The sequence below is a fragment of the Streptomyces sp. NPDC002790 genome (assembly GCF_040295505.1).
Lineage (GTDB): Bacteria > Actinomycetota > Actinomycetes > Streptomycetales > Streptomycetaceae > Streptomyces.
The window spans coordinates 1-5592 of sequence record NZ_JBEOVM010000197.1 but is presented as its reverse complement, the minus strand read 5'-3'; the positions used below and the strand labels follow the sequence as shown (position 1 = coordinate 5592).

The following is a 5592-nucleotide window of genomic DNA, read 5'->3' as shown; positions in this document are numbered from 1 at the left end:
CACCACCGCCACCGCACCCGGAGCAGCCACCACCCGCTCCTCAAACAAATCAACCAACGTCACCGAATCAACAGCAACCGCCGTGTCATTCCACTGCCGCAACACCACATCACGCTCATCGGCACCCACCACATCCACCGCATGCAACCGCACGTCAGGCGTCGCCGTCACCGACTCCAGCACCCGCACGTACCGCTCGACCATCACCTCGGCCGAGCCCACATCGAACAGATCCGCCGACGCGATCAACGACCCACGCAACCCGGCCGGACGCCCCTCCTCGTCGAAGGCCTCCTCCAGCATCACGTCAAGGTCGAACCGAGCCACCGACTCGGTCCCGGGTCCGTCCGGCCTGACGGCACCGGTGTCCACACCGGTGAGCTGCACCGCATCGCGCTCCGTGTTCTGCACGGTGAGCATCACCTGGAACAGCGGATGCCTGGACAACGAACGCTCCGGCGCCAGCTCCTCCACCAGCCGCTCGAACGGCACATCCTGATGCGCCAGCGCGCCCAGGCCCGCCTCCCGCACCCGTCCCAGCACCTGCCGGAACTCCGGATCCCCCGACAGATCCGTCCGGATCACCAACGTGTTCACGAAGAACCCGACCAGGTCGTCCAGCGCCTCGTCGGTGCGGCCAGCGATCGGCGACCCGACCGGAACATCCGTCCCCGCACCAAGCCGTGACAACGCAACCGCCAAGGCCGCCTGCGCCACCATGAACACCGTCACGCCCTCGGAACGCGCCAGCTCCACCACCCGCTGATGCACCTCGGCCGACACCCGCAACGGCACCCGACGCCCCACATGACTCGCCACCGCAGGACGCGCCCGATCCGCAGGCAGCACCAGTTCCTCCGGCGCCCCGGCCAACTCCTGCCGCCAGTAGTCGACTTGCTCCGACAACAGGCTACCCGGGTCAGACTCCTCCCCCAGCAACTCCCGCTGCCACAACGCATAATCCGCGTACTGCACCGGCAATGCCGCGAACACCGGAACCTCACCCTGCGTCCGCGCCCGATACGCCACCGACAGGTCCCGCGCCAACGGGCCGCGGGACCACCCGTCGCTGGCGATGTGATGCACCACTACGACCAACACCCGCTCATCCGGCCCGGCCTCGAACAGCCACGCCCGAATCGGCAACTCCGCAGCCAGGTCGAAGGCGTACCGTGCCGCCTGCGCAATCGCCTCGCCCAGGTCCTCGGGCGCCACCCGCGACACATCGAGGTTCCAGTCCAGTTTCCGCGGGTCGAGGATCCGCTGGTACGGCTCGCCGTCCACCGCCGGGAACACCGTGCGCAGCGACTCGTGCCGGGCGATCACATCACGCAGTGCCGCACCCAGAGCGGCGACATCCACGTCGCCACCCAGCCGTATCGTCGTGGGCAAGTTGTACGTCGGGCTCGATCCCTCCAGCTGGGCCAGGAACCACAACCGCCGCTGCGCGAACGACAACGGAATCCGCTCCGGCCTGGTCGCCGCGGCCCGCAAGGGCTGCCGTGTCGACTCCGACCCAAGGCCCGCAATACGCGCGGCCAACCCGGCCACGGTAGGTGCCTCGAACAGCGCGCGCAGCGGCAGCTCCACACCGAGTACGACACGGATCCGCGAGATCAGCCGTACCGCGAGCAGCGAATGGCCACCGAGCTCGAAGAAGCCGTCGTCCACCCCGACCGACCCCAGGCCCAGGACCTGCGCGAAGGCGGTGCACAGGAGCTCTTCCTGCACGGTCGCCGGCGCCCTTCCGGCCCCGGCGGTGTAGTCGGGGGCGGGCAGGGCCTTGCGGTCCAGCTTGCCGTTGGCGGTCAGCGGCAGCGCATCCAGCGTGACGAACGCGGCCGGGACCATGTGCTCGGGCAGCCGGCCCGCCACGAAGCCGCGCAGGTCACCGGTGTCCACGCCGCCATCGGTGTCCACGGGTACCACGTAGGCGACCAGGCGCTTGTCTCCCGGAGTGTCCTCACGCGCGACCACCGCGACCTGAGACACCCCCGGATGCACCGACAGGGCAGCCTCGATCTCACCGGGCTCGATCCGGAAACCACGCACCTTCACCTGATCGTCCGCCCGACCGGCGAACACCAACTGCCCATCCACCGTCCACTTGGCCAGATCGCCGGTGCGGTACATGCGCTCCCCGGAACCGGCCGGGAAGGGGCAGGCCACGAACCGCTCGCCGGTCAGACCCGCACGGCCCACATACCCACGCGCCAGCCCGGCACCCGCCACATACAGCTCCCCGGACACCCCCACCGGCACCGGCCGCAGCGCCCCATCGAGCACGAACAGGCGGGTGTTGGCGATCGGCGTACCGATCGGCACCACTCCGGCAACCACACCGCCCGTGGTCAGCTCGCCCGTCGCCACCCCGACCGTGGTCTCCGTCGGCCCGTAGTGGTTGAACACCTTCCGATCACCAGCGGCAGCGGCCCGCACCAGCTCCGCCGTCCACTCGACCGGCGCCGCCTCGCCACCGAGCACCACCGACCCGGCCGGCAGCAACGCCTCGACACCCACCGCGGCCGTCAACGCCGCCAGATGCGACGGCACCACCTTCATCGCATCAATCCGCTGCTCCCGCAGATACCCGGACACCGCAACCGGATCCGTCACCAACTCCGCGTCCAGCACGTGCAGTTGCCCGCTGGAGACCAGGCTGCTGAACACCACGGTGTTACCCAGGTCGGTCACCTGCGCCTGCAACAGCGCATACCGCGCCCCCGGCACATCCCAGCCCAACCGCCCCGACACCGACGACACATAGTTGGCCAGCGACCCATGCGTCACCGCCACACCCTTCGGCACCCCCGACGACCCCGACGTATAGATCACGTACGCCAACCCGGCGGCATCCACGACGGGCGGTGTCACCGTCTCCGCGTCCGGGGCGTTCCACCATTCGTCGATCCACGCCACCGGCACACCCGCCGCCTCGAACGACAGCTCCGCACCGATCTCGCGATCCGCGAGGACGATCCTCGCGGCGCAATCGGTGAGCATGAACTGCAAGCGTTCCAGCGGGAGTTGCGCGTCAAGCGGCAGATACGCGGCCCCTGCACGCCAGACGGCCAGAATCGCGGTGATCATCTGGGCGCCCTGTGGCAGGCAGAGCCCCACCACTGACTCCGGGCCCACGTGCACGTCGCGCAGTCGGCCCGCGAGCCTGTCGACGTTCGCGTTCAGTTGCGCGTAGGTGAGTGCGGCCCCGTCGGCGACCATGGCCACCGCGTCCGGGGAGAGCTCCACGCGTCGCAGGAAGAGCTCCAGAACACTTCGGTCCGGCATCGCTTCTGCCGTGGCATTCCACTGCTGGAGCACCATGTCGCGCTCGTCGTCGGCGAGCAGCTCCACCATGCGCACCTGAACGTCCGGTGTCTCGGTGACCGCCTCCAGCACCCGGACGAACCAGCCGGCCATCCGCTGCGCCGTCTCGGCGCGGAACAGGTCCGCCGACGCGTTCAACGCACCCCGCAGCCCCGCGGGACGCCCGTGCTCGTCGAACATCTCCGACAACGACAGGTCGAGGTCGAACCTCGCCGACGCTGTCGCGACGTCACCGGCTGCCGATCCTCCGGAACTGGCGATCGCCCCGGGCAACACCAGCGTCGCCCGGTCGACGTTCTGCACGGTCAGCATCACCTGGAACAGCGGGTGCCGGGCCAGCGAACGCGACGGTGCCAGCTCCTCCACCAGGCGTTCGAACGGCACGTCCTGATGGGCCAGCGCGTCCAGGTTCGCCTCCCGCACCCGCCCCAGGATCTGCCGGAACTCCGGGTCTCCCGACAGGTCCGTGCGGATCACCAGCGTGTTCACGAAGAATCCGACGAGATCGTCGAGCGCCTCGTCGGTGCGCCCCGCCACCGCCGCACCCACCGGGATGTCCGTTCCGGCCCCCAGCCGCGACAGCGTCACCGCGAGCGCGGCCTGCAGCACCATGAACACCGTCACGCCCTCGGCGCGCGCCAGTTCCACCACTCGCCGGTGCGCCGCCGCCGACACCTCCAAAGGCATCTGGTGACCGGTGTGGCCGGCCACTGCCGGGCGCGGCCGGTCCGTAGGCAGTGCGAGCTCCTCCGGCGCTCCTGCCAGCGCCGACCTCCAGTGGTCCACCTGCTGCGACAGGAGGCTTTCGGGGTCGGACTCCTCGCCCAGCAGCTCCCGGTGCCACGAGGCGTAGTCCGCGTACTGCACCGGCAGCGGCTCCCAGTCAGGGGCCTGCCCCGTCAGCCGCGCCGCGTACGCCGCGGAGATGTCCCGGCCCAGCGGTGCCATCGACCATCCGTCGCCGGCGATGTGGTGCACCACCACCACGAGCACCTGCTCGCTCCCCGACGCGAACAGCCATGCCCGGATGGGTACTTCCACCGACAAGTCGAACGCATACCGCGTCGCCTGCTCCACGGCCTCGGCCAGCCGACCGGGCTCCACCTGGAGCACGTCGAGTTCCCAGTCCAGGTCCTGCGGGTCGAGGATCCGCTGGTACGGCTCACCGTCGACGGCCGGGAAGACCGTGCGCAGCGACTCGTGCCGTCCGATGACATCCCGCAGTGCCGCACCCAGCGCGGCGGGTTCCACGTCGCCCGCCAACCGGACGACCGCGGGGAGGTTGTAGGTCGGGCTCGGCCCCTCCAACTGGGCCAGGAACCACAGCCGTTGCTGCGCGAACGACAACGGCACCCGATCCGGGCGCATCCCCGCCGCCCGCAACGGTGTCCGTGCCTGCCCCGCTTCGGCCAGGCGGGTGGCAAGACCGGCCACGGTCGGGACCTCGAACAAGGTCCTGACCTCGACCTCCACGCCGAGTACGACACGGATCCGCGAGATCAGCCGTACCGCGAGCAGTGAGTGGCCGCCCAGGTCGAAGAAGCCGTCCTCGACGCCGACCGACTCCAGACCCAGTACCTCGGCGAACACCCCGCACAGGATCTCTTCCTGCGCGGTCGAGGGTCCCCGCCCGGACCCAGCCGCACCGGCGTACGCGGGGGCCGGCAGGGCCTTGTGGTCGAGCTTGCCGTTGACCGTCAGTGGCAGCTCGGTCAGGGTGACGAACGCGGCGGGGACCATGTAGTCGGGCAACCGCGACGCGGCGAAGTCCCGTATGCCGTCGCCGATCGCTTCCGTGTCACCGTCGGCGGGGACGACGTAGGCGACCAGCCGCTTGTCACCGGGGATGTCCTCCCGTGCCAGCACCGCGGCCTGCGCCACCTCCGAGTGCGCCGACAGGACGGCCTCGATCTCACCGGGCTCGATGCGGAAGCCGCGAATCTTGACCTGTTCGTCGGTGCGCCCGACGAACACCAACTGCCCATCCGCCGTCCACCGCACCACGTCCCCGGTCCGGTACATCCGCTCACCCGCGGATCCGAACGGGCAGGCCACGAACCGCTCCCCCGTCAGCCCCGCACGGCCGACGTAGCCACGTGCCACGCCGGCTCCGGCCACGTACAGCTCGCCTGTCACACCGGCGGGAACGGGCGTGAGCGTCTCGTCGAGCACGTAAAGGTGTGTGTTGGCAGTCGGCGTGCCGATCGTCGGCGCGTCTCCCGGTGTCAGCGGCTGCGACATCGAGGCACAGACGGTGATCTCGGT

Annotated in this window: 1 protein-coding gene; it reads right to left on the bottom strand. The window is 70.0% G+C overall.

The annotated features are described in order from the left end of the window. Window positions 1-5592, bottom strand: a 5592-nt coding sequence (locus ABT004_RS35620; protein WP_502966984.1) for a non-ribosomal peptide synthetase, incomplete at both ends; no start/stop codon positions are given.